This window comes from Micromonospora sp. SL1-18 (genome assembly GCF_047921505.1).
In the GTDB taxonomy this organism is placed as follows: domain Bacteria; phylum Actinomycetota; class Actinomycetes; order Mycobacteriales; family Micromonosporaceae; genus Micromonospora.
Genome location: NZ_JBLROA010000031.1, coordinates 45,889 through 69,309, shown reverse-complemented (window position 1 = coordinate 69,309; position 23,421 = coordinate 45,889). Strand labels below are relative to the sequence as shown.

General features: G+C 73.2%; 19 protein-coding genes. 9 read left to right on the top strand and 10 right to left on the bottom strand.

Features of this window, described 5'->3' with window-relative positions; all coding sequences use genetic code 11:
- Window positions 1-106: 106 nt before the first annotated feature.
- Together ACNAW0_RS17095 and ACNAW0_RS17090 are read left to right on the top strand one after the other, a co-directional pair.
- The gene (locus ACNAW0_RS17095) at window positions 107-1,156 is read left to right on the top strand and encodes a fatty acid desaturase family protein (RefSeq protein ID WP_416288867.1); all 1,050 of its coding nucleotides are present in this window, start codon (window positions 107-109) and stop codon (window positions 1,154-1,156) included.
- 190 nt (window positions 1,157-1,346) lie between these two features.
- The gene (locus tag ACNAW0_RS17090; RefSeq protein ID WP_416288866.1) at window positions 1,347-2,546 is read left to right on the top strand and encodes an FHA domain-containing protein; all 1,200 of its coding nucleotides are present in this window, start codon (window positions 1,347-1,349) and stop codon (window positions 2,544-2,546) included.
- Window positions 2,547-2,644: 98 nt separating this feature from the next.
- Here the strand turns inward: ACNAW0_RS17090 and rocD are convergent, their stop codons facing one another.
- The 3 genes from rocD to ACNAW0_RS17075 form a co-directional block, all read right to left on the bottom strand.
- A complete protein-coding gene (gene rocD, locus ACNAW0_RS17085; RefSeq protein WP_416288880.1) occupies window positions 2,645-3,859 on the bottom strand; it encodes an ornithine--oxo-acid transaminase in 1,215 nt (404 codons plus the stop codon).
- Window positions 3,859-4,674 (bottom strand): dimethylargininase, encoded by an 816-nt coding sequence (gene ddaH / locus ACNAW0_RS17080; protein WP_416288879.1) that lies wholly within the window; start codon window positions 4,672-4,674, stop codon window positions 3,859-3,861. The genes rocD and ddaH overlap by 1 nt, the downstream gene beginning before the upstream one ends.
- Before the next feature lie 417 nt (window positions 4,675-5,091).
- The gene (locus ACNAW0_RS17075; protein ID WP_416288865.1) at window positions 5,092-5,781 is read right to left on the bottom strand and encodes a thrombospondin; all 690 of its coding nucleotides are present in this window, start codon (window positions 5,779-5,781) and stop codon (window positions 5,092-5,094) included.
- Between the two features lie 186 nt (window positions 5,782-5,967).
- Between ACNAW0_RS17075 and ACNAW0_RS17070 the strand changes: the two genes are divergently transcribed.
- A complete protein-coding gene (locus tag ACNAW0_RS17070; RefSeq protein ID WP_416288864.1) occupies window positions 5,968-6,777 on the top strand; it encodes an Fpg/Nei family DNA glycosylase in 810 nt (269 codons plus the stop codon).
- A gap of 58 nt (window positions 6,778-6,835) precedes the next feature.
- Here the strand turns inward: ACNAW0_RS17070 and ACNAW0_RS17065 are convergent, their stop codons facing one another.
- The gene (locus ACNAW0_RS17065; RefSeq protein WP_416288863.1) at window positions 6,836-8,257 is read right to left on the bottom strand and encodes a WGR domain-containing protein; all 1,422 of its coding nucleotides are present in this window, start codon (window positions 8,255-8,257) and stop codon (window positions 6,836-6,838) included.
- Between the two features lie 102 nt (window positions 8,258-8,359).
- Window positions 8,360-9,742 carry an FAD-dependent oxidoreductase gene (locus ACNAW0_RS17060; RefSeq protein WP_416288862.1) on the bottom strand — a complete coding sequence of 461 codons (1,383 nt, stop codon included), beginning with the start codon at window positions 9,740-9,742 and terminating at the stop codon, window positions 8,360-8,362.
- A 147-nt stretch (window positions 9,743-9,889) separates the two neighbouring features.
- On the opposite strand from ACNAW0_RS17060, the gene lysX reads away from it, so the two are divergent.
- The 3 genes from lysX (at window position 9,890) to fabG (ending at window position 15,712) form a co-directional block, all read left to right on the top strand.
- The gene (gene lysX / locus ACNAW0_RS17055) at window positions 9,890-13,258 is read left to right on the top strand and encodes a bifunctional lysylphosphatidylglycerol synthetase/lysine--tRNA ligase LysX (RefSeq protein WP_416288861.1); all 3,369 of its coding nucleotides are present in this window, start codon (window positions 9,890-9,892) and stop codon (window positions 13,256-13,258) included.
- Window positions 13,259-13,396: 138 nt separating this feature from the next.
- A complete protein-coding gene (locus ACNAW0_RS17050; protein WP_416288860.1) occupies window positions 13,397-14,824 on the top strand; it encodes a carbohydrate-binding protein in 1,428 nt (475 codons plus the stop codon).
- A 129-nt stretch (window positions 14,825-14,953) separates the two neighbouring features.
- Window positions 14,954-15,712: a 3-oxoacyl-ACP reductase FabG gene (fabG, locus tag ACNAW0_RS17045; RefSeq protein ID WP_416288859.1), complete on the top strand. Its 759-nt coding sequence runs from the start codon at window positions 14,954-14,956 to the stop codon at window positions 15,710-15,712.
- Window positions 15,713-15,756: 44 nt separating this feature from the next.
- Here fabG and ACNAW0_RS17040 read toward each other — a convergent pair whose 3' ends face one another.
- Complete coding sequence (locus ACNAW0_RS17040; RefSeq protein WP_416288858.1) at window positions 15,757-16,161, bottom strand: hypothetical protein; 405 nt, start codon at window positions 16,159-16,161, stop codon at window positions 15,757-15,759.
- Entirely contained in the window at window positions 16,154-16,549 is a 396-nt protein-coding gene (locus ACNAW0_RS17035; RefSeq protein ID WP_416288878.1) for a hypothetical protein, read from the bottom strand. Before ACNAW0_RS17035 ends, ACNAW0_RS17040 begins: the two co-directional genes overlap by 8 nt.
- Before the next feature lie 172 nt (window positions 16,550-16,721).
- On the opposite strand from ACNAW0_RS17035, the gene ACNAW0_RS17030 reads away from it, so the two are divergent.
- Both ACNAW0_RS17030 and erm read left to right on the top strand, forming a co-directional pair.
- Entirely contained in the window at window positions 16,722-17,621 is a 900-nt protein-coding gene (locus ACNAW0_RS17030) for a Gfo/Idh/MocA family protein (RefSeq protein WP_416288857.1), read from the top strand.
- A gap of 406 nt (window positions 17,622-18,027) precedes the next feature.
- Complete coding sequence (erm, locus tag ACNAW0_RS17025) at window positions 18,028-18,879, top strand: ErmE/ErmH/ErmO/ErmR family 23S rRNA (adenine(2058)-N(6))-methyltransferase (RefSeq protein WP_416288856.1); 852 nt, start codon at window positions 18,028-18,030, stop codon at window positions 18,877-18,879.
- Here erm and ACNAW0_RS17020 read toward each other — a convergent pair.
- The gene (locus ACNAW0_RS17020) at window positions 18,833-19,024 is read right to left on the bottom strand and encodes a DUF2795 domain-containing protein (RefSeq protein ID WP_416288855.1); all 192 of its coding nucleotides are present in this window, start codon (window positions 19,022-19,024) and stop codon (window positions 18,833-18,835) included. The genes erm and ACNAW0_RS17020 overlap by 47 nt on opposite strands.
- 128 nt (window positions 19,025-19,152) lie before the next feature.
- Here ACNAW0_RS17020 and ACNAW0_RS17015 point away from each other — a divergent pair, with 128 nt between their 5' ends.
- Entirely contained in the window at window positions 19,153-20,409 is a 1,257-nt protein-coding gene (locus ACNAW0_RS17015; RefSeq protein ID WP_416288854.1) for an erythromycin esterase family protein, read from the top strand.
- A 62-nt stretch (window positions 20,410-20,471) separates the two neighbouring features.
- Here the strand turns inward: ACNAW0_RS17015 and ACNAW0_RS17010 are convergent, their stop codons facing one another.
- A complete protein-coding gene (locus ACNAW0_RS17010) occupies window positions 20,472-22,646 on the bottom strand; it encodes an MMPL family transporter (protein WP_416288853.1) in 2,175 nt (724 codons plus the stop codon).
- A gap of 33 nt (window positions 22,647-22,679) precedes the next feature.
- Window positions 22,680-23,225 (bottom strand): TetR/AcrR family transcriptional regulator, encoded by a 546-nt coding sequence (locus tag ACNAW0_RS17005; protein WP_416288852.1) that lies wholly within the window; start codon window positions 23,223-23,225, stop codon window positions 22,680-22,682.
- Between the last annotated feature and the right edge of the window lie 196 nt (window positions 23,226-23,421).

The following is a 23,421-nucleotide window of genomic DNA, read 5'->3' as shown; positions in this document are numbered from 1 at the left end:
GGCTGGGGGGCTGGCAGGATTACTCAACGCAGTCGATCAAGGCATGCTTGGTTACGGAGAGTCGCGCCGCCGGCGTGACGTACCGACCGAGGAGCGGGGGATCGGCATGACCTCATCGCCATTGACGGCGCCACCGGGGCGGCGGGGCAGCGACTACGCGCGGTTGTCCCGCCGGGTCGCCGAGGCCGGGCTGTTCGCCCGCCGGCCGGGCTGGTACGCAGCCCGGATCGGGCTCACCCTGGGCGCCTTCCTGGCCGGCTGGGCGGTGGTGGTCGCGGTCGGCGATTCCTGGGCGCAGGTGCTGCTGGCGGCCGGGATGGCGGTGGCCACCACCCAGGTGGCGTTCCTCGGGCACGACGCCGGCCACCGGCAGATGTTCCGCCGGCGCGGCCCGAGCGAGCTGGCCGGCCTGATCGCCGGCAACCTCGCCGTCGGGCTGAGCTACGGCTGGTGGGTGGACAAGCACAACCGGCACCACGCCAACCCGAACCACACCGACGAGGACCCGGACGTCGGGGCGGGCGCGGTGGTCTGGACGTACGAGCAGGCGGCGGCGACCCGAGGGATGGGCCGGTGGCTGGCCCGTCGGCAGGCGTGGCTCTTCTTCCCGCTGCTCCTGCTGGAGGGGCTGGCGCTGCACGTGGCGAGCGTGCAGGCGCTGACCGGCCGGGAGGGCGGCCGGTGGCGCACCCCGGTAAGGCATCGAGCGGTCGAGGCGCTGCTGCTCGTCGCGCACGCCGCCGGTTACCTCGGCCTGCTCTTCGCGGTGATGTCGCCGGGGAAGGCCCTGCTCTTCGTCGCCGTTCATCAGGGGCTCTGGGGGCTCTACATGGGGTGTGCGTTCGCCCCGAACCACAAGGGCATGCCGATGCCGACGGCCGACGACGACCTGGACTTCCTGCGCAAGCAGGTGCTCACCTCGCGGAACGTGCGGGGCGGCCGGTTCGTGGACGTGGCGCTGGGCGCGCTGAACTACCAGATCGAGCACCACCTCTTCCCGAACATGCCCCGGATGAACCTGCGTCGGGCCCGGCCGATCGTCCGGGCGTACTGCGCCGAGCAGGGCATCCCGTACGCGGAGACCGGGCTGGTCGAGTCGTACCGGCAGGCCCTCGCGCACCTGCACGAGGTCGGCCGCCCGCTGCGGGTTGGGTGATCATCGGCGGCCCCGGGCCTGCTCAGCCCCGTGCCGGAGCCGGGCTCAGGCCGGTGCCGGGGCCGGATCGGGGTGAGCCCTCCCGGTAGGGTCGGCCCATGGCAGACGTGCTCATCGCCGAGGCGGTGCGGGACGCGCCGGGTGGACCGACCCCGACCCGGCGGATCGACGACATCGTCCGGAGCGCCGCATGAGATTCGAGATCAGCAAGGTGCTCGACGCCATCGAGGGACGGGTCTGCACCGACCCCTCGCTGGCCCGGGCCGTGGTGGACCTGGCCGAGGTGATCCGCTGGCAGGACCTGGACGGCGGGCGGCCGGCCAGCCTGCTGCGGCTCGGCATGGTGCTCGACGCCCTGTCCCGGCAACTCGGGGAGGACAGCGTCCCGGTCTACGCGATCGTGCACCGGGCCCTGCTCTCCGACGGCGATCTGACCTCCAACGAGCGGATGGTGGTCCGGCGCTGGGCCGACGACGGCCTGGTCGAGGTGCTGGACCACCCCGGCGACCGGATGCTGGAGGTGGCCGACCTGCTCGGGCTGCCGGTGCTCAGCCGGGTCCGCTTCGACGGGCTGGGCGGCCGCTACCCATGGCTCGGAAAGGCCGGGCGAGTGCTCGCACCGGTGCCCGGCGCCGGTGGCCCGGTGTTCATCGCGCACGTCGGCGGCGGGCAGAGCCCGGCCTCCGACAGCCGCTCATCAGTGGGCGCGAAGCTGCTGGCCCGGCAGTGGCGCTGCCCCGAGCCCGGGTGCGCGCTCTTCGGCGGCGGTGGGGGCGGTGGCGCCTTCGCCGACCTGGCCCGGGTGGACCGCGCCCCGGCCGGGCAGCCGCCACCCACGCTGCGCAACGGCGTGCCGGCCTGCCCGCGGCATGGCGCCCGGCTCAGCGACGCCGGGCCGCGGCCGCGTACGGAGGTGCTGGCGGTGCGCATCGGCGGGCTGGTGCGGCGGCGGTTCGTGCTCACCGAGGCCCAGCCGGTGCTGATCGGGCGGGCGCCGGACGCCTCCGGCGGGATCGTGCTCGGCCAGTGGCTCAACGACGAGGCGCGGCGATGGATCAGCCGCAGCCATGTCCGGTTCGAGTTGCGGGCGACTGCGCCAGGTCGCGGCGCGGCGTCAGACGCGCCGAGTCGGAGTGGTCGAGGCGAGGTGATCGTCACCGACACCAGCACCAACGGCTCGGGTGTGCGGCCGGGCGGCTCGATGGCCGAGCCGGACCGGATCACGCTGGCCCCGCAGCAGTCGCGGGTGCTGGGCGAGGGCGACATCATCGAGCTCTACCCGGGCGTGCAGGTCGGGCGCGCCGACGAACTGCCCAGCGACACGAAGTTCAGCCCCACCTCGGTCATGGCCGAGGCCCCCACCATGGCCATGCGCCTTCCCCGCCCCTGAGGCGCCGCCCCGGGCCGGGCAGGGAGCGGGTCGGGGCATCCGACGCCGAAGGGCGCCGGGACCGTCGTCGGTCCCGGCGCCCTGTCGCGTACGGCGGGTCAGCGCGCGAGGACGGCGGCGAGCTGGGCCACCGCGTGGTCGATCTCCTGCTCGGTGATCACCAGCGGCGGGGCGAGCCGGATGGTCGAGCCGTGGGTGTCCTTGGCCAGGACGCCACGCTCCATCAGCCGCTCGCATGCCTCCCGCCCGGTCATCAGCGCCGGGTCGATGTCCAGGCCGGCCCAGAGGCCGCGGCCCCGGACGGCGAGCAGGCCCTTGCCGATCAGGCCACGCAGGCCGGCGTGCAGCCGCTCGCCCAGCTCGGCCGAGCGCCGCTGGAACTCGCCGGTGGCGAGCAGCCGGACCACCTCGGTCGCGACGGCACAGGCCAGCGGGTTGCCGCCGAACGTCGAGCCGTGCTGGCCCGGCTTGAGCACGCCAAGCACGTCGGAGTTCGCGGCCACCGCGGAGACCGGCACGATCCCGCCGCCGAGCGCCTTGCCCAGCAGGTACATGTCCGGGACGACGCCCTCCTGGTCGCAGGCGAACGTCGCGCCGGTACGCCCCAGACCCGACTGGATCTCGTCGGCGATGAAGAGCACGTTCCGCTCGGTGCAGACCCGGCGGACGCCCGACAGGTAGCCCTCCGGCGGCACCACGACGCCCTGCTCGCCCTGGATCGGCTCGAGCAGCACGGCGACGGTGTTCTCGTCGATCGCGGCGGTCAGCGCCGCCAGGTCGCCGTAGGGGACGACGGTGAAGCCCGGGGTGTACGGCCCGAAGTCGGCGCGGGCGTCCTCGTCGGTGGAGAAGCTGACGATGGTGGTGGTCCGGCCGTGGAAGTTCCCCTCGGCGACCACGATGTTCGCCTGGCCCGGGGTCACCCCCTTGACCTGGTAGCCCCACTTGCGGGCGACCTTGATGCCGGTCTCCACCGCCTCGGCGCCGGTGTTCATCGGCAGCACCAGGTCCTTGCCGCACAGCTCGGCCAGCTCACGGCAGAAGTCGGCGAACTGGTCGTGGATGAACGCGCGGCTGGTCAGCGTGAGCCGGTCGAGTTGCGCGTGCGCGGCCTCGATCAGCTTCGGGTGCCGGTGGCCGAAGTTCAGCGCCGAGTAGCCGGCCAGGCAGTCCAGGTAGCCGCGGCCGTCCACGTCGGTGAGCCAGGCGCCCTCGGCCGACGAGATCACCACGGGCAGCGGGTGGTAGTTGTGCGCCGTGTGGCGCTCCGCGTCCCGTACGGCGGACGGCGTCCGCAGCATGTCGTCGATGATCACTTGTCTGCCTTTCCCTGACGGAGTCGCAACGTGCAGCACTTCGGTCCGCCGCCGGCCTTGCGCAGCTCGGACAGGTCGATCCCGATGGTCTGGTAGCCCCGGTCGCGCAGCTTGGCGGCGAGGTCGGTGGCCTGGGCGGGCAGCACCACGTGCCGGCCGTCGCTGACCGCGTTCAGCCCCAGCACCTCGGCGTCGGTCATAGTGGCGTGGATGGCGTCCGGGAAGAGCCGGCGCAGCACCGCCCGGCTGCCCGGCGAGAACGCCTCCGGCAGGTACGCCACGGTCCGCTCGTCGAGCACGGTGAGCGCGGTGTCCAGGTGGTAGAAGTGCGGGTCCACCAGCTGCATGGTGATCACCGGGTAGCCGAAGACCTCCTGCAACTGGGCGTGTGAGGCGTGCGCGGTGCGGAACCCGGTGCCGGCGAGCAGGTGATCGCCGGCCAGCAGGATGTCGCCCTCGCCCTCGTTTACGTGCTTCGGGTCGTACATCTCGAAGCCGGCTGCCTCGAACCAGGCCCGATAGGCGGGGGCCTCGTCGGCGCGCTGGGGGTCGCGGAACTGCACCGCCATCGCCTTGCCGTCGATCACCGTGCCGCCGTTCGCGGCGAAGACCATGTCCGGCAGGCCGGCGACCGGGTCGATCAGCTCGACCTCGTGGCCCAGGTCGACGTACGTCTGGCGGAGCTGTTCCCACTGCCGGATCGCCAGGTCGGCGTCGACGGGCGCGGTGGGGTCCATCCATGGGTTGATCGCGTAGTCGACGGCGAAGTACGTCGGCCGGCACATCAGAAAGCGCTGGCGGGTGGCGTCCATCGTCATTGTCGTGCTCCCAGGAGTCGGGCGCGCCCGGCCACGGTCGGCCCACGGGCTGGCGCCGTGTTCCAACGGTATGCGGCACCCGGCGACGACATCCACCGCGAGAAGTTGCGTTCGACGTCTGATCGTTGCGTATGAGCCTGCCTACCCAGCAGATCGTTGCGTGGACGCCGGGCCGACCGTGGGGAGAAACGCGCCGGGGGCGGCGAACCGCCGCCCCCGACGCGAGAGGGTGCCCGGCTGGTGAACCACCAGAGCTGGCCGGCGACGGCTCCAGGTCGCGGCGCGGCGTCAGACCGGCCTTCATTCGGTCCGGAGTGCCGCCTGGCGGCGCGGAGGCCGAATTATGGCCGTCAGCCGAACTGGAGTTGTCGCAGGTGCCGGCGCTGCGCCGGCGAGCGGGGACAGCGCCCGTCAGAACAGGCCGGCAAACTGTGAGTCGAGCCACTCCCGGAACCGGCCGACCCAATCGCCGTCAGTGGTCGGCCAGTCGAACTGGCCGGTCATCGCCACGACGCCGAGCACCACCGCGGCGAGGCCGACCACGATGCCGATCAGCGCGTCGGTCTTGCCGGCCACGTGCGGGCGGCGGGTGGCGATCAGGCCGAACAGGGCGAGGACCGCGCCGAACGCGCCGAGCCCGGTGCCGTACCTGGCGAGGGTGCCGGTCAGCACGAACAGCGCGCCGACCACCGACACGATCAGGCCGAGGGTGGCCAGCAGGCTGGCCCGGGGCTTCGGGCCGAGGGCCACCGGAGCGATCGGGTCCTCGCCGTCGGCGCGCTCCAGCGGCCGGTCCGGCTGGCCGTCCCGGTCGACGGTCCGTTCCTGGATCGGGTCCGAGCCCGTCGGCCCGGCGTCCGTGCCCACGGGCCGTCCGGTGGCCCCCTCCGCCTCGGTGGCCGGCTTCGCCTCGGTTGCTGGCTTCGCCTTGGTGGCGGTCGTGCCACTCCGGTACGTCGTCCGCTTCGCGTCGCGGTCGGTGACCACCGGTCGGCCGTCCACCCGGTCCGCGACGGTGCTGTCGTCGCGGGCGTCGGCGACGCCGTCGTCGTTCACATCCGCACTGCGCGCCGGTGCGTTCCGGCGGGACATCATCTTCATTTCGATACCTCCTGATCAGGGCGCGGAGGCCGCGCATCACGGGAGGTACCCAGCACCGGGAAGTTCGACACCCGTCGACGGCCTGTGCCTGGCCGACTCGGTTTGCGGCATGCGGGGGTGTCCGGGGCGCCGAAGACCACCATTTGCGCAATCTCGGGCGGCCCACCCTGTCTATGCTTGGCGTCCGTGCCAGAGGGACACACCATCCACCGCTTGGCGGCCCGGCACGCCGAGCTGTTCGCCGGCGACAAGGTGCACGCCGCCAGCCCGCAGGGCCGCTTCGCCGAGGGCGCGGCCCGGCTCACCGGCACCGTCCTCGACGGCACCGAGGCGTACGGCAAGCATCTGCTGCACCACTACGCCGGCGAGCTGACCCTGCATGTGCACCTCGGGCTGTACGGCAAGTTCGCCGACGGGTCCGGCGAGCCGCCACCCCCAATCGGGCAGGTACGGCTCCGGTTGACGAGCGATGGCCACTGGCTCGACCTGCGCGGCCCGACCGCATGCGAACTGCTCACCCCGCCCGAGGTGGCGGCGCTGCGCGCCCGGCTCGGCCCGGACCCGCTGCGTGCCGACGCCGACCCGGGCCGGGCCTATGCGCGTATCCGCCGCAGCGCCACCCCGCTGGCGGCGCTGCTGCTGGACCAGTCCGTGGTGGCCGGCACCGGCCTGATCTTCGTGACCGAGGCGCTGTTCCGGGCCGGGCTGCCGCCCACGCTGCCCGGGCGCAACCTCACCCCGACCGGCTGGGCGGAACTGTGGGCGGACCTGGGGGCGCTGATGACCCTCGCCGTGGAGCGCGGCCGGATCGACACCGTACGGGCGGCCCACCTGCCGGAGGCGATGGGCCGCGCGCCCCGCGTCGACCGGCACGGCGGCGAGGTGTACGTCTACCGCCGCCCCGGCGCGCCCTGCCACGTCTGCGGCACCGGAATCAGCCGCGGCGACCTGGCCGGCCGGAACCTCTACTGGTGCCCCACCTGCCAGGTGCGGTAAGGAAGGGCCGGCCGACCGGGCCGGGGGCAGTCCCGCCCCACCCGCAGCCCGGAGCCCGTCAGCGCAGCCGGCGGATGTCGCCGTACGCCCGGTAGAAGCCGCCCCGGCCGGACTCCCGGACCTCGGTGACCAGGTAGCGGGCGCCCCGCTCCCGGATGCCCTTGGGGAACTGCACCGACCACTCCCGGCGGTATCCGTCCGAGAGCGTGTGGATGCGCAGCCGCCCACCCACCTCGACGCACTCCACCACCACGCCGGCCCGGTCGTCGGTGGTGACCTCCACCGCGGTCCAGGCGGCCGGCTCGGGGAGTCGGGCCGGGGCCTTGACGTCCACCACCTCTGGCACGTTGCCCGCCTCGGCCGCCCGGATCGCCGGCTCGCTGGCGTCGATGCAGGCCAGGTAGCCGCCGGTGGTGACCACGTAGAGCCGCTCCTCGTGGTACTGCATCGAGTACGCCGAGCCACAGCCGGTGCCGAGCTTCCACAGCCGGTTGCCGGCCGCGTCGAAGCAGTAGATCGAGGACTGGTTGTCGCCGGCGAAGACGTACCTGCCGTCCTCGGCGGTGGCGCAGGAGAAGACGGGGGCGTCGCAGCGGTACGTCCGCTCGGCCCGCCCGTCCTTGCGCAGCCGCACCACCTCGCGGGTGCCGGTGCCGGCGAACACGGTGTCCCGCTCCTGCCAGCCGAAGAGCACCGCTCCGGTCCGGGTGTGCCACAGCTCCCGCCCGGTACGCCAGTCGTAGCCGGTCACCCCCTGGGAATGGCCGTGGTAGAGCGCGTCGGGGTCGCAGCGCACCATCCAGGCGGACCGGCCCCGCCCCGGCCGGCGCCAGAGGAACTCGTCCTCGTGGTCGATCGCGGCGATGCCGCCCTCGCGGTCGGAGACGCCGAGCACGCCGTCGTGGATGTCCAGCCAGTAGATGTCGATGTCCGGGGCGATCGCGTACGCCACGCGGGGTACCTTGCCCGAGAGGTCGTAGACGTTGCCGTCGTCGCAACCCGCGTAGATCCAGGCGTCGTCGGCGACGATGCACTTCACCCCGTCGGGGAGCCGGACCTGGTTGAGCACCCGGGCGTCGTGGCCCAGGGTGGTGATCACCCCGTGCTCGTTGCCCACCATGCAGCTCTGCCCGTCGATGGAGATGCCGAACGCGGGCGCGCCCGAGGCGTACCGCCAGAGGACCGGGGCGGTGCGGGCGGTGGAGCGGGTGCTGACGATCTGCCGACGGGAGACCGGCCGCTTCTGGCGTACGCCGCGCACCGCCGGGGCGTATCCCTTGCGGACCTTCTCGCCGATCTTCTTCGCGGCGGCGGACCGGGCGCGGGCGTTGTCCGGGTAGGTGGTGGTCTTCACCTGGCCCTGGTCGCCGATCCGGCCGTAGCGCACGGTCATCGCGGTGTCCTCCACCACGACCTCGTAGAACTTGTGCGCTCCTCCATCCACTTCGGACAGTTCGAGGTAGGTCGTCTCCTGCGACATGGGATGCCTCCGAGGGGAAAGACGCCGAAAACCGGCACCGCGACAGCGCCCACACGCTAACCGCGCCTCCCGACAAAGAACGGGTGTCAGGAGGGGCCTTCCTCACCGGCGGCCGGTGGTGGCGAGGGCGTCGACGGCCTTGCGGGCGGCGATCAGCACCGGATCCCAGACCGGGGCGTACGGCGGGGCGTAGCCGAGGTCCAGCGAGGTCATCTCGTCCACCGTCATGCCGTTCCACAGCGCCACGGCCAGCGCGTCGATTCGCTTGGCCGCTTCGGACCAGCCGACGATCTGCGCCCCGAGCAGCCGGCCGTTGGGCCGCTCGGCGATCAGCTTGACCGTCATCGGCCGGGCGCCCGGGTAGTAGCCGGCCCGGCTGGTCGACTCGGCGACCACCGAGACGAACTCGAAGCCGGCCGCCAGCGCGTCCTGCTCCCGCAGCCCGGTCCGCCCCACCTCCAGGTCGCAGACCTTGGTCACGGACGTGCCGATCACCCCGGGAAACGTGGCGTACCCGCCACCGATGTTGATCCCGGCGACCCGGCCCTGCTTGTTGGCGTGGGTGCCCAGGGGGATGTGCACCGGCATGCCGCCGACCCGGTGCAGGGTCTCCACGCAGTCGCCGGCCGCCCAGACCCCGGACACCCCGGGCACCCGCATCCGGCGGTCGGTGCGGACGCCGCCGGTGGGGCCGAGCGGCAGGCCGGCGGCCTCGGCGAGCACGGTGTTCGGGCGTACGCCGAGACCGAGCACCACGACATCGGCGGGGACCGGCCCCGCCGAGGTGACCACCGCGGCGATCCGGCCGTCCCGTTCCCGCAGGTCGGTGACCGTCAGGCCGGTCCGGATCCCGATGCCGACCCCGCGCAACGCGTCGGAGACCAGCGCGGCCATGTCCGGGTCCACGGTGGTCATCGGCTGGTCGGCCTGTTCGAGCAGGTCGACCGAGAGGCCGCGCCGGAGCAGCGCCTCGGCCATCTCCACGCCGATGTAGCCGCCGCCGACCACCACCGCGTGGCGGGGTCGGGGCTCGCGTTCCAACCAGTCCAGCAGGGCTGTGCCGTCGTCCAGGGTCTGCACGCCGAACACCCCGCCGACGCCGACGGACGCCCACTCGGGCCGCACCGGCGTCGCGCCGGTGGCGTACATCAGGGCGTCGTAGCGCTCGCGGACCTGGCCGCCGCCGGCCAGGTCGCGGGCGACCACCTCGCGGCGGTCCAGGTCGATGGCGACGACCTCGTGCCGCAGCCGCACGTCGATGTCGAGCTTCTCCCGGAAGGTGGCCGGGTCGCGGGCGACGAGCTGGTCCCGCTCCGGCACCACCCCGCTGATCCAGTACGGGATGCCGCAGGCGGAGTACGAGGTGAAGTGGCCCTGCTCGAAGGTGACGATCTCCAGCTCAGCCCGGCCACGACGACGTCGGGCCTGGGACGCAGCCGCCATCCCGGCCGCGTCCCCACCGATGACGACCAGCCGTTCCGCCACGAGCCCATCCTGTCAAAGTGGGGGCCGCTTTCACGGAAATAGTGGCCATGGCCAGCGGAATGGCCACTATTTCCGTGAATCTGCGCGTACCGCCCGGCCGGATGGTCCGCGTGCGTGCGTGCGGGCGGGACGAGGTGGCTGACTACGATGGAGCCGGGCCATGCGTCGCCGCAGGCAGCGAGGGAGGCCGAATTGACCCCGAGCAGCACGTCGCGGACCGAGGCCCGGCATGCCGGCCGGGACTGGCGACGGCAGGTGCCACGGGGCTTCGCCACCCTGCTCTGGGTGGTCGCGGTGGTCTCCGCCCTGGCGGCGCTGAGCAGTGCCTTCCGCACCGGCTTCCAGCCGCTGCGCACCGCGATCGACGCCCTGCTGCTGCCCGCGCCCGCCAACCTGGCGTACGCGGTCTTCCTCGGCGCCCTGGCCTCGGCGTTGCTGCGTCGCAAGCGGCTCGCGTACTGGGTGCTGGTGGCGTATTTCAGCCTCACCCTGGTGGTCGGCGTGCTGGCCGGGACGCTGCTGCTAGTCATCGGCAGCAACCGGCTCAACGCCGCCGCCGGGCAGCGGCTCTTCACCACCCTGGAGACGGTCGGGGTGTGGGTCGGCATCGCCTTCGCCGCCGGCGCGTTGGCCCTGCTGCTCGCCGCCCGACGGGAGTTCTACGCCCGGGTACGCAGCGGCAGCCACTGGCGGGCCCTCGGCGTCTTCTTCGGCCTGGCGGCGGTCTCGGTCGGACTCGGTTACCTGCTGCTGTTCGAGCCGGGCAGCCTGCACGGCTGGTCGGACCGGCTCGTCTACGCGGTCGAGAAGGTGTTCGGTGGCGCGATCACGCTCGACGTCACCCGCCGGGGCCAGGCGCCCGGCTGGGTGAACCTGCTGCTCGGCGGCTTCGGCGCGGTCGCCTTCGTCGCCGGCCTGTTCACCCTGGTCCGCTCCCAGCGCGCGAACGCGGTGCTGCATCCCGACGAGGAGCAGCGGATCCGCGAGCTGCTCGCCCGGCACGGCGAGCGGGACTCCCTCGGCTACTTCGCGACCCGGCGGGACAAGGCGGCCGTCTTCTCAACCAGCGGCAAGGCGGCGATCACCTTCCGGGTGGTCAACGGGGTCAGCCTGGCCAGCGGTGACCCGGTCGGCGACCCGGAGGCGTGGGGCCCGGCGATCGAGGCGTGGCTCGGGCAGGCCCGCGAGTACGCCTGGATCCCGGCGGTGATGGGCACCAGCGAGCCCGCGGCCCGGGCATACCAGCGGTACGGGTTGAAGGTGCTGCACCTGGGCGACGAGGCGATCCTGCTGACGCGCGAGTTCGACCTGGACGGCCGGGACATGCGGCCGGTGCGCCAGGCGGTGCACCGGGTGGAACGCGCCGGCTACGTCGCCCGGGTGCGGCGGCACGCCGAGATCCCGCCGGAGGAGCTGTTTCGGCTGGCCGGGCTGGCCAGCGCCTGGCGGGACACCGACAACGAGCGCGGCTTCTCGATGGCGCTGGGCCGGCTCGGCGATCCGGCCGACGGCGACTGCGTGCTGGTGGAGGCCCGGGACGCCGAGGGCCGGGTACGGGCGCTGCTGTCGCTGAGCCCGTGGGGCGCGGACGGGCTCTCGCTGGACCTGATGCGCCGGGACCGGGCGGCCGAGAACGGGGTCATCGAGTTCATGGTGGCCGCGCTGCTGAGCGCCGCCCCCCGGCTGGGCGTCGAGCGGGTGTCGCTGAACTTCGCGGTGTTCCGTTCGGTCTTCGAGCAGGGTGCGCGGATCGGCGCCGGCCCGGTCATCCGGCTCTGGCGGCACCTGCTGCTCTTCTTCTCCCGCTGGTGGCAGCTCGAGTCGCTCTACCTGTCCAACGCCAAGTACCAGCCGCACTGGATGCCCCGCTACCTCTGCTTCGCGGAGCGTCGGGAGCTGGCCCGGGTGGGCATCGCGGCGGCGATCGCCGAGGGTTTCCTCGCCCTGCCCGGCGGTCGGCCCACCCCGCTGTACGGGGTGCCGCCGCCCGGTGGCGGGGTGCGCTTCGTGCCGCCGGCCGCCGCGACGGTCCGGGCCGTCCCGCCCGAGCCGACGCCGGTCGAGCGGCCGGAGCAGATCCGGGTACGCCTGGCCAAGCTCGACCGGCTGCGCGCCGAGGGGGTCGACCCGTACCCGGTGGGCTATCCGCGTACCGCCAGCTGCGCTTCCGTGCGGGAGCGGCACGCCGGGCTGGCCCCGGACACCGGGACGGGGGAGACCGTGGCGGTCGCCGGTCGGGTGCTGTTGGTCCGCGACCACGGCGGGGTGCTGTTCGCCACCGTCCAGGACGGCAGCGGCGACCTCCAGCTGGTGCTGGAGCACGACCTGGACCGGTGGCGGGCCGCCGTCGACATCGGCGACCACGTCGGCGCCACCGGCGAGGTGTACGCCACGAGGCACGGCGAGGTGTCGGTCCGGGTCGCCGACTGGCGGCTCACCGCCAAGTGCCTGCGCCCGCTGCCCGACAAGCACCATGGGCTGGCCGACCCGGAGGCCCGGGTCCGGCAGCGCTACCTGGACCTGGTCATCAACGCCGACGCGCGGCAGCTGCTGCGGGCGCGCGGGGCGGCCCTGCACAGCCTGCGCTCCTCGCTCACCGGGCGGGGCTTCCTGGAGGTGGAGACGCCGATCCTGCAGCGGGTGCACGGGGGCGCCAACGCGCGCCCGTTCGTCACCCACAGCAACGCGTACGACCTGCGGCTCAACCTGCGGATCGCGCCGGAGCTCTATCTGAAGCGGCTGGCCGTGGGCGGGGTCGAGCGGGTGTACGAGCTGGGCCGGGCGTTCCGCAACGAGGGCGTCGACCACAGCCACAACCCGGAGTTCACCGTGCTGGAGGCGTACCAGGCGTACGCCGACTACCACGACATGCGGCAGCTGGCCCGGGAGCTGATCGTGGCCGCGGCGGTGGCGGTGCACGGCGCGCCGGCGGCCCGTCGCCCCGGCGGCGAGCTGGTCGACATCGGCGGCGAGTGGCCGGTGCGGACGGTCAACGAGGCGATCTCCGCGGCGCTGGGCGAGGAGGTCACCGCCGACACCGAGCTGGCCGTTCTGCGCAAGCTCTGCGACAGCGCCGGGGTGCCGTACGACCCGCGCTGGGGGCGCGGCGCCGTGCTGCTGGAGCTGTACGAGCGGCTGGTCGAGGCGCGGACCGAGGGGCCGACGTTCTACCTGGACTTCCCGACCGAGGTGTCCCCGCTGACCCGTCAGCACCGGCACGAGCCGCGGCTGGCCGAGCGGTGGGACCTGGTGGCGTTCGGGCTGGAGCTGGGCACCGCGTACACCGAGCTGGTGGACCCGACCGAGCAGCGGCGCAGGCTCACCGAACAGTCGCTCAGGGCGGCCGGCGGCGACCCGGAGGCGATGGAGTTGGACGAGGACTTCCTCACCGCACTGGAGTACGCGATGCCGCCCACCGGCGGCCTCGGGCTCGGTGTGGACCGGCTGTTGATGTTGTTGACCGGCCGGTCGATCCGGGAGACGCTGCCCTTCCCCCTGGTCCGCGAATCCTCCTGAGCGCGGCTGGCCGGGGTGCCCGTCCTGAGCCGGCCGCAGCCCGCAGACATCGACGGACGTTGACAAGTGCGCCGACGGGGCGTACAAATCGCACACAGAGAGCGCTCTCTTGCCCCGTCCCCGCAGAGAGGCATTCCGATGAACCCTGTCCCGGCGGCGTCCGCCGCCCCGTCCGCCGTGCGCCGGTCGCACCGGCGGCTCTCCCTGGCGGCGGCCCTGGTCGCCACCACCACCGCGCTGGCCGCCGCCTCGATGACCGCCCACGCCGCCGTTCCGCCGCCCCCGTCCGGCTGGAGCCTGGTGTGGAGCGACGACTTCACCGGCGCGGCCGGTACCCTGCCCTCGTCCGCCAACTGGATCATCGACACCGGCACCAGCTACCCCGGCGGTCCGGCCAACTGGGGCACCGGCGAGATCCAGACGTACACCTCGAGCACCGCCAACCTCAGCCAGGACGGCGCCGGCAACCTGCGGATCACCCCGCTGCGGGACGGCTCCGGCCGGTGGACCTCGGCCCGGATCGAGACCGCCCGGACCGACTTCAAGCCGCCGGCCGGGGGAGTCCTCGCGATGGAGGGGCGGATCCAGATGCCGAACGTCGTCGGAGCGGAGGCGGCCGGCTACTGGCCGGCGTTCTGGGCGCTCGGCTCGCCGTACCGGGGCAACTACCAGAACTGGCCGGGCGTCGGCGAGTTCGACGTGATGGAGAACGTCAACGGGATCAACTCGGTCTGGGGGGTGCTGCACTGCGGCGTCGCTCCCGGCGGGCCGTGCAACGAGTTCAACGGCATCGGCAACTCCCGGGCCTGCCCGGGCAGCACCTGCCAGTCGGCCTTCCACACCTACCGCTTCGAGTGGGACGCCTCGGTCAGCCCGCAGCAGCTCCGCTGGTACGTCGACGGTCAACTCTTCCACACCGTCAGCCAGAGCCAGGTCGGCACGTACTGGGGGCAGATGACCAACCACGGCGGCTACTTCCTGCTGCTCAACGTGGCGATGGGAGGCGGGTTCCCGAACGGCGTGGCCGGCACCACCACGCCGACCTCCGCCACGGTCTCCGGCCGGCCGATGCTGGTCGACTACGTGGCCGTCTACACCCGGGGCGGCGGCAACCCGCCGCCGACCACCCCGCCGCCGACCACGCCGCCGCCGGGCGGCACGGTTGACGCGTACTCGACGATCCAGGCCGAGGCGTTCAACGCCCAGAACGGGGTGCAGGTCGAGGCATGCGCCGAGGGCGGCCAGAACATCGGCTGGCTGAGCAACGGTGACTGGGCCCGCTACGACAACGTCGACTTCGGCGGCACCCCGCCGGGCGACTTCGTGGCTCGGGTGGCCTCCGGCGCCGCGGCCGGGGTGAGCGGGCTGGTCGAGGTCCGGGTGGACAGTGTGAGCAACCCGCCGATCGGCAGCTTCGCGATCGCCAACACGGGCGGCTGGCAGAGCTGGCGCTCGGTGCCGGGCAACGTCGGCGCGGTGACCGGCCGGCACACCGTCTACCTGACCTTCACCAGCGGCCAGCCCGCCGACTTCGTCAACGTCAACTGGTTCACCTTCCGCCGCTGACCGGTAAGCAGGGGCCCCTTCTTAACGCCTCCGGTAGAGGAAGGGGCCCCTCTTAACACCCGGGAGGACAGTGGCGACGGGACCGGCGTTAAGCTCCTTCGATCGAGCCAAAGTTACCGGGAGGTAATCATGTCGGAGGAGCCCCGCGTCGCCATCGTGACCGGAGCCGCGCGCGGCATCGGCGCGGCCACCGCCCGCCGGCTGGCCGCCGACGGCATGGCCGTCGCCGTGGTCGACATCGAGGAGTCGGCGACCAAGGAGACCGTGGACGCGATCGCCGCCGCAGGCGGCCGGGCGCTCGGGGTCGGCGCCGACGTCTCCGAACGGACCCAGGTGGAGGCCGCCGTCGAGCGGGTCGCCGCCGAGCTGGGCGCGCCGACCGTGCTGGTCAACAACGCCGGGGTGCTCCGCGACAACCTGCTGTTCAAGATGACCGACGCCGACTGGGACACGGTGATGGGCGTGCACCTGCGCGGCGCGTTCCTGTTCAGCCAGGCGGCCCAGAAGCACATGGTCGAGCGGAAGTGGGGCCGGATCGTCAACCTCTCCAGCACCTCGGCGTTGGGCAACCGGGGCCAGGCGAACTACGCCGCCGCCAAGGCGGGCCTGCAAGGCTTCACCAAGACCCTCGCCATCGAGCTGGGCCCGTTCGGGGTGACCGTCAACGCGGTCGCGCCGGGCTTCATCGTCACCGACATGACCGCGGCCACCGCGGCCCGGATGAAGGTCGACTTCGCGGCACTCCAGCAGCACGCCGCGGCGGAGATCCCGGTACGCCGCACCGGCCGCCCGGAGGACGTCGCGCACACCATCTCGTTCCTGGTCAGCGAGGGTGCGTCCTTCGTCTCCGGCCAGGTCATCTACGTCGCCGGCGGCCCCAAGGACTGACCGTGTCGCGGTCCCGCCCGGCCCCTGCCGGGCGGGACGGACTGTCAGGCGGGGTCGTGGCGGGTGCGCCAGAGCCAGTACAGGCCGAGCATCGGCAGGACCAGCGGGATGTAACCGTAGCCGCTGCCGAACCCGGACCAGACCGTCGCGTCCGGGAAGAGCGCCTGGTCGGCCACGCTGAGGATGCCGACCGCGACCACCCCGACCAGTTCCACCGAGCAGCAGGCCAGGGCCACCTGGCGGCCGGCGTGTCCGGCCCGGGCCAGCCCGACCGCGGCCACGATGTAGATCAGCGCGGCTACGGCGGAGAGCAGGTACGCCACCGGCGCCCGGTCGAACTTGGTGGCGATCTGCAGGCCCGCCCGCGAGGTCGCGGCGATGGCGAAGAGGATGTAGACCGCGATCAGCAGCCGACCCGGCCCCCGGTTCGTCGTCTGTGCCTCAGCCACCGACGACCTCCCAGGTCTGCTGCAGGCGGACCACCACGACGGGGGTGACCAGGCAGACCGCGCAGACGATGGCCGAGCCCCAGCGGGTCGGCTCCATCCGGGCCAGCACCCAGGCCAGCGGTGGCAGGCAGACCAGCGTCACCAGATAGCCGAAGAAGGCACCCGGCTCGCCCGGCCGCTCGCCGCCGCCGAGCGCGACCAGGGCCAGCACGGCGAGCGCGAGCAGCGCCGCCTCCAGCACGGCCAGCCCGACGAACTGGAGCCGGTCCGGCGCCCGGTGGCGCACCGCCGCCACCAGGGCCCAGACCGCGAGTACGAGCGACAGCACGATCGCGGCCGTCGCGAGGATCCCGTCCACCGGCGAGCTGGCCGCCGCGGCGCTGGTCATCGATGCCGCCAGCGAAACAGTCGCGTTCACCGGCACAGCCTACTAAGGGCCGTAGTAGCCACCGCCGCCTGGCTCTCCCGTCGCGTCGGGGCCGCGCGACAGCCGCCGGACGACTACCGTGGATCACGGCCACGGGCGGATGCCGTGGCGGACGACGACGGCAGGGGGAACCGTGCTGCGGTTCGGCTTGTTCGGCACCGGCCACTGGGCGGCGGAGACGCATGCCGCGGCCATCGACGCGCACCCGCGGGCCGAGCTGGCCGGGGTCTGGGGCCGGGATCCGGAGAAGGCCGGCGCGCTGGCCACCCGACACGGCGTACCGGCCTTCGGCGACGTGGACGAGCTGCTCGGCGCCTGCGACGCGATCGCGGTCGCGCTGCCGCCGGACGTGCAGGCCGAGATCGCCGTCCGAGCAGCCGCCGCCGGGCGGCACCTGCTGCTGGACAAGCCACTGGCGCTGAGCCTCGCCGAGGCCGACCGGGTGGTCGCCGCCGCCCAGGCGTCCGGGGTGGCCTCGGTGGTCTTCTTCACCAACCGCTACCTGCCGGACATCGCCGCCGAACTCGCCGCCCTTGCCTCCGCCGGTGGCTGGCTCACCGCCAAGGCGGTGCGGTTCGCGTCGATCTTCCAGCCGGGCAGCCCGTACGGCGACTCCACCTGGCGGCGCGAGCACGGCGCGCTCTGGGACATCGGCCCGCACGCGCTGTCGCTGATCCTGCCGGTGCTCGGCCGGGTGACCCGGGTCGCGGCGATGGACGGGCCGCGGGGACTGGTCCACCTGCTGCTCACCCACGAGGGCGGCCCCACCAGCACGGTCCTGCTCACCCTGGAAGCGCCGCCGGAGGCGACCGCGAAGGAGTTCGTGTTCTACGGCGAGAACGGCGTGGCGGAGCTGCCGCCGGGTGACGGCAGCGCGATCACCGCCTTCGGTACGGCGATTGACCAGCTGCTGGAGGAGATCGAGGCGGGCACCCGGGACCACCGCTGCGACGTACGGTTCGGCCGGGAGGTGGTGGCGGTGCTCGACGCCGCCGAGCGGGCCCGTGCCCAGGGCCGTACGGTCGATCTCTGATCCCGGGGCTGTCCCCGAAATCGCCTCGTGCGGCGGCGGGCGGGGCGCTAGCCTGGCGACCATGTGCATGCACGCCCTGATCGACGTGGCCGTCACGCCGGCCGCGCGGGGCCTCCTCCTGGTCGCCCGTCCGCGAGTCCGGCGTCCGGCCCTGGCCGGCCGGAACGCCCACCGCGCCTGACCGCCTGACCGTCCGCACCGCCGGCCCGTGACCGGGCCGGCCAACGCCGCCCGCTGGCTGGTCCGGTACCGCCGCCCGCCCCGACGCGGTCCGGCGGCTGCGCACGCGTGGCCTTCGCGTTCCGCCGTTCTCCAGGGTCGTCCGAGTCCCGATTCCGCTCGGACAGGCCCGTTCTGCGCTGCCTGTCCGTACCGTCGCCGTTCCGGCGACAGACAGGACGATCTCGTGGCGCCCCGCCGATTCCGCACCACCGCACGCGACCGGTCCCGTCGCGTACTGTCCCAGAACTTCCTCGCCGACCCGGCCGCCGTCGCGCGGATGGTTCGGGCGGCCCGACCCGGCCCCGACGATCTGCTGCCGGAGGTGGGTGCCGGGGACGGCCGGCTGACCCGGCCGCTCGCCGCCCGCTGCGGCCGGATGATCGCGTACGAGGTCGACCCGGCCGTCCTGCCGGGGCAGGCCGCGGTCTGCGCGGACCTGCCGCGGGTCCAGGTCTGGCCGTTCGACTTCCTCGCCGCCGCCCCGCCCGACGAGCCGTTCGCCGTGGTCGGCAACATTCCGTGGTCACTGACCGCCGCCGTGGTCCGCTGGTGCCTCGCCGCGCCCGGCCTGCGGTCGGCGACCCTGCTCACCCAGGTCGCGTACGCGCGCAAGCGCACCGGCGACCGTGGCCGCTGGAGCCGGCTCACCGTGCTCACCTGGCCCGAGCACCACTGGCAGTTGGCCGGCCGGGTGCCCCGTAGCGCGTTCCGTCCGGTACCTGCCGTGGACGGGGGCATCCTGCGCATCGAACGCCGCCCGGAGCCGCTGCTGCCCCGGGCGTCGATGCCCGCGTACCGGAAGATGGTGGAGCTCGGCTTCGGCGGGGTCGGCGGCTCGCTCGCGGCCTCGCTGCGGACCGCCCACCCGCGCCGCCGGGTCGACGGTGCGCTGCGGGCGGCCCGGCTCGATCCGGACACCCCGGTCGGTCTGGTCTGGCCCGAGCAGTGGCTGGTGCTGTTCCGGCTGCTGCACGCGGTCGACCCGGGGCTCAGTCCAGGGTGTTCAGCGCCGCGCGCAGGTCGGCGGGGGAGGTGAACTCCTCCGCCGGCAGTGCCTTGAGCATCTGCAGCAGCTCGGTGCTGCCGCTGTTCTCCTGGCACCAGCGGATCAGATCCTCGCGCGAGACCGGATAGTCGAGCCCGGCCAGGAACTCCTGCAACTGCACCCCGGTGGCCGTCATGCCGGTCGGCTACCCGCTCCGCCCGCAGGTAAGCAGGGGCCCCTTGTTAACAGACGGGTGTTAACAAGGGGCCCCTCCTTGCGCTCGGGGGTCGGTTTGCCTGGGCGGGTCCGGGGGTAGCCGCGGGCATGCTGGTACAGCGACTCGGGGCGCCGAGCGACTTCGACCTGCTCCTGGACCGCGTCCGGGACGCCCGGATCGTGATGATCGGGGAGGCGACGCACGGCAGCTACGACTACTACCGGCTGCGCGAACAATTGACCCGTCGACTCATCGCCGAGCAGGGCTTCGGCTTCGTCGCGGTGGAGGGCGACTGGCCGGACTGTGACCGGGTGCACCGCTCGGTGGTGGGCGCCGCGGGTGGGCTGGCCGATCCGCAGACCGCGTTGGAGTGCTTCGAACGTTGGCCCACCTGGATGTGGGCCAACGCCGAGGTGGCCCGCTTCTGCCGGTGGCTGCGCGCCTGGAACCTGGAACGCCCCGAGGAGGGGCGGGCCGGCTTCCACGGGCTGGACGTCTACAGCCTGTGGGAGTCGATGCAGGCCATCTTCGACTACCTCGGCGAGGAGGACCCGGCCTCGCTGGAGGCGGCGCAGGAGGCGTACCGCTGCTTCGAGCCGTACGGCAGGCGCGTCGAGGAGTACGGCGCGGCCAGCCGGTTCGTCTCGGCCCGGTGCGAGGAGGAGGTGGTCCGGCTGCTGGCGCGTACCCGGGAACAGGCCGCCGCGGACGGCCTGGACCGCTTCTCGGCGTGGCAGAACGCGGCGGTTGTGGCCGGCGCGGAGCGCTACTACCGGGCGATGGTCGGCGGCGGGCCGGAGTCGTGGAACGTCCGCGACATCCACATGGCCGACACCCTGGACCGGCTGCTCGATCATTACGGCCCGGAGTCCCGGGGCATCGTCTGGGCGCACAACACCCACGTCGGCGACGCCCGGGCCACCGACATGGCGGCGGACGGAATGATCAACATCGGCCAGCTCGCCCGGGAGCGGCACGGCCCGGACGCGGTGGCGCTGGTCGGCTTCGGCAGCTACCGGGGCACGGTGGTCGCCGCGCCGCGCTGGGGCTCGCCGGCCGAGACCATGGTGGTGCCGCCGGCCCGGGAGGGCTCGGTGGAGCGGCGGCTGCACGAGCTGATGCCGGAGCGGGCGGTGCTGGTCTTCGGTGGCCCGGACCAGCCGGAGTGGGTCACCGAGCAGGCCGACCACCGGGCCATCGGGGTGGTCTACGACCCGAGCTTCGAATCCTGGGGCAACTACGTGCCCACCCGGCTCGGCGAGCGCTACGACGCGTTCATCTGGTGCGACGAGTCCACCGCGCTGCACCCGCTGCCGGCCCCCAGCGCCCCGGGCGAGATGGAGACCTACCCGGCCGGCGTCTGACCGGCCGGCGGCAGTTGGACGGGCCCCTCGTTGTCGCCCGGCGACAACGAGGGGCCCGTCCCTCACACGCCGGCGGGCTCGCGTTCGGCGAGGTGGGCGCGCAGGCCCTCGCCCTCGACGTCCACGTTCGGCAGGATCCGGTCCAGCCAGCGGGGGATCCACCAGGCGGCGGTGTCGAGCAGCGACAGCACCGCCGGGACGACGGTCATCCGGACCACGAACGCGTCGATGGCGACCCCGATCGCGAGCGCGAAGCCCATCGACTTGATCACCGGGTCGTCGAGGAAGACGAAGCCGCCGAACACCGAGATCATGATCAGCGCGGCGGCAGTGACCACCCGCGCGCCGTGGCCCATCCCGTTGATGGTCGCCTGCCGGGCGGTGTCGCCGTGCACGAAGTCCTCCCGCATCCGGGAGACCAGGAAGACCTCGTAGTCCATGGCCAGGCCGAACAGGATGCCGATGAGCAGGATCGGCAGGAAGCTGACCAGTGGACCGGAGGTGTCCAGCCCGACCAGGCTGGCCAGGTGGCCCTGCTGGAACACCGCGACCGTGATGCCGAAGGTGGCCGCCACGGTGAGCAGGAAGCCGAGCGCCGCCTTCACCGGCACCAGGACCGAACGGAACACCAGCATCAACAGCAGCACCGACAGGCCGACGACCAGCAGCAGATAGACCGGGAGCGCGGCGGAGAGCTTCTCGGACACGTCGATGCCGATCGCGGTCGCGCCGGTCAGCAGCACGTGCGCGTTCCGGATGCCGCTGACCTGGTCGCGGATGTCGTGCACGAGGTTCTCGGTGGCCTCGTCGGTCGGGCCGGTCTTCGGGATGACGCCGAGCAGCGCGGTCCGGCCGGTCGGGTCGAGCTGCGGCGGGGCCACGGCCAGGACGCCGCGCGCCTTCTGGACCAGCGCGGTGACCTGCGGTACGGCGGCCTGGGTGGCCTGCGGCGAGTCGGCGGTGACGACCACCGCGAGGCGCCCGGTGAAGCCGGGGCCGAAGCCCTCCTGGATCAGGTCGTTGTTGACCCGGGCCGGGGTGCCCTCGGCCGCGGTGGCGGCGTCCGGCAGGGACAGGCGCATGTCCTGGGTAGGGAGCGCGATCAGGCCGAGGCCGATCAGGCCGACCAGGACGACCGGGATCCGCAGCTTCGTCACCCAGTGCGCCCAGCGGAACCCGAAGCCCGAGCGGTCCTCGCCGGCACTGGAGGCGACCACCTCGCGGTTGCGCAGCTTCCGCGGCAGCACCTTGCGGCCGGCGAAGCCGAGCAGTGCCGGGGCCAGGGTGATCGCGACCAGGACGGCCACCGTGACCGTGCCGGCGGCGGCCAGACCCATCACGGTGAGGAACGGGATGTTCACCACCGCCAGGCCGGCGAGCGCGATGACGACGGTGGCGCCCGCGAATACCACGGCGGAGCCGGCGGTGCCGACGGCCCGGCCGACCGCCTCCTCGGGGGAGAGCCCGTCGAGCAGGTTCTGCCGGTGTCGGGAGGTGATGAACAGCGAGTAGTCGATGCCGACCGCGAGGCCGAGCATCAGCGCCAGGATCGGCGCGGTGCTGGTCAGCTCGACCGCGCCGCTGAGCGCGTACAGGCCGGCCATGCCGACGCCGACGCCGATCAGCGCGTTCAGCATGGTCATTCCGGCCGCCACCAGCGAGCCGAAGGTGACGATCAGGACGATTGTCGCGACCAGCACACCGAGTGCCTCGGTCGAGCCGACCTCGGGCTCGGCGTTGAGCACCTCACCGCCCGGGGCGATCTGCCACCCCTGCGCCTCGGCCTGCGCGCCGACCTGCTCGTACGCGGTGCGTTGGGCGTCGGTCACGTCGTCCGCCCGACCCTGGAACTGCACCTGGATCAGCGCGTACCGGCCGTCCGGGCTCAGCGCCTGCACCTGGTACGGGTCGACCGCGCCGACCACGCCGGGCAGGGCGGCCGCCTCCTCGGTGACCTGCTTGACCACGGCCTGCCCGTCGGGCGTGCCGAGCTGGCCGGCCTGGGGTGCCTTGACGGCGATGGTGCCGGTGGCCCCGCTGGCCGCCGGGAACCGCTCGGCGAGCAGGTCGATCGCGCGCTGCGACTCGGTGCCCGGCATGCTGAAGTTGCTCGCCGTCGGCCCCTTGAGGGTCAGCGCGGCGGCACCGAGGCCGACGAGTACGACGAGCCAGACGACGGCGACGAGTCGCCGGCGGCGCAAGGATGCCCGGCCGAGCCGGTAGAGCAGGGTCGCCATGAGGTTTCCTTGTCCTCGGGTCGCGAACTGGGATCAGGTGACGGGCTCGAGGGCCCGCTGGACGACGGCCAGCAGCGCGGGCCGCAGCTCCTCGTCGGGGATGGCGATGAACTCGGCGCACGTCTCCGCGATCCCGGCGAGCACGACCAGCGCGGCGATCCGCGCGGACGGGCGGTCGGACCGGCCGGCGAACGCGTCGATCAGCCGTTCGGAGATCTGCTGGACGTGCGCGAAGGCGGGCTGCTGAAGCAGGTCGGGTAACTCGCCGCGGAGCAGCGCGATCTCCCGCCGGAAGCGGACCGCGAGGTCGACGAAGCCCTCGCCGGCGACCCGCTGGGCGTCCGCGCCGGTGTGTGCGGCGATCCGGGCGTCGAGCGCCTCCAGCACCGCGATGGCGGGTGCCATCAGCTCGCTGAGCAGGGCTTCTTTGTTGGCGAAGTGGTAGAGCACGGTGGCCTTGGAACAGCCCACCTCGCGGGCGATGTCCTGCAGCGAGGTGCCTTTGTAGCCGGTGACGGCGAAGCGTCGCGCCGCCGCGGCGAGGATCTCTTCGTGGGTCTCGGGTACCGCCCGTGCCATGTCCTCCAGGATGCCTGACCGATCGGTCAGCACCTGACCGATCGGTCAGACGGATTGCGTGGTCTTCGCCACAGCCTCAGCCGACCGGAACCCCGTGCTCCTGGTCGTACGCCGCGGTCAGCGTGAGCATCCGCCGGCTGATGCCCTCGACCTGCCGCTCCAACTCGGTGAACCGGCGTCTACCCGATCCTCCTCG

What these genes read in the sequence shown, in the direction of transcription:
- ACNAW0_RS17095 (WP_416288867.1), top strand. Translation starts at nt 107, where the DNA reads ATGACCTCATCGCCATTGACGGCGCCACCGGGGCGGCGGGGCAGCGAC.
- ACNAW0_RS17090 (WP_416288866.1), top strand. Translation starts at nt 1,347, where the DNA reads ATGAGATTCGAGATCAGCAAGGTGCTCGACGCCATCGAGGGACGGGTC.
- ddaH (WP_416288879.1), bottom strand. Translation starts at nt 4,674, where the DNA reads ATGGACGCCACCCGCCAGCGCTTTCTGATGTGCCGGCCGACGTACTTC.
- ACNAW0_RS17075 (WP_416288865.1), bottom strand. Translation starts at nt 5,781, where the DNA reads ATGAAGATGATGTCCCGCCGGAACGCACCGGCGCGCAGTGCGGATGTG.
- ACNAW0_RS17065 (WP_416288863.1), bottom strand. Translation starts at nt 8,257, where the DNA reads ATGTCGCAGGAGACGACCTACCTCGAACTGTCCGAAGTGGATGGAGGA.
- lysX (WP_416288861.1), top strand. Translation starts at nt 9,890, where the DNA reads ATGGAGCCGGGCCATGCGTCGCCGCAGGCAGCGAGGGAGGCCGAATTG.
- ACNAW0_RS17050 (WP_416288860.1), top strand. Translation starts at nt 13,397, where the DNA reads ATGAACCCTGTCCCGGCGGCGTCCGCCGCCCCGTCCGCCGTGCGCCGG.
- fabG (WP_416288859.1), top strand. Translation starts at nt 14,954, where the DNA reads ATGTCGGAGGAGCCCCGCGTCGCCATCGTGACCGGAGCCGCGCGCGGC.
- ACNAW0_RS17035 (WP_416288878.1), bottom strand. Translation starts at nt 16,549, where the DNA reads ATGACCAGCGCCGCGGCGGCCAGCTCGCCGGTGGACGGGATCCTCGCG.
- ACNAW0_RS17020 (WP_416288855.1), bottom strand. Translation starts at nt 19,024, where the DNA reads ATGACGGCCACCGGGGTGCAGTTGCAGGAGTTCCTGGCCGGGCTCGAC.
- ACNAW0_RS17015 (WP_416288854.1), top strand. Translation starts at nt 19,153, where the DNA reads ATGCTGGTACAGCGACTCGGGGCGCCGAGCGACTTCGACCTGCTCCTG.
- ACNAW0_RS17010 (WP_416288853.1), bottom strand. Translation starts at nt 22,646, where the DNA reads ATGGCGACCCTGCTCTACCGGCTCGGCCGGGCATCCTTGCGCCGCCGG.
- ACNAW0_RS17005 (WP_416288852.1), bottom strand. Translation starts at nt 23,225, where the DNA reads ATGGCACGGGCGGTACCCGAGACCCACGAAGAGATCCTCGCCGCGGCG.